Annotated in this window: 1 protein-coding gene; it reads left to right on the top strand. The window is 53.3% G+C overall.

The genetic code is table 11. The features are described from left to right. Positions 1–221 (top strand): hypothetical protein (locus tag AC27E8_RS00480; protein WP_487111311.1); only part of this gene is annotated, 221 nt, incomplete at its 5' end. Positions 222–285: the final 64 nt, after the last annotated feature.

Below are 285 nucleotides of genomic sequence, written 5' to 3'. Positions count from 1 at the left end.
GGGTGGAGGGGCGAACCCAGAACAAAACAACGGAGGTGGCAATAGAGTTGCCAATGTATCGAGTGACGTTTGTATCTCGTCACATCGAGGAGTTTGAGGTTGAGGCCGCCAGCGAGAATGAGGCGCGTGAACTGGTGTACGCGGGTGAAGTGGATCCCGTTGAGATTGTCGAAATCGCGGACGGCATAACAGAGATTCGAGTATTGGAGAGTTGTGAGTGAAGATCATCAATCTAACACCACACGAGCTCGCATTCATCTCTGACGACGGCACCGTGGTGGCGAG

The organism is Alicyclobacillus sp. CIJ1, assembly GCF_057538885.1.
Note: the sequence above shows the minus strand (reverse complement) of the source record. Positions and strands in the feature narration are given on the sequence as shown.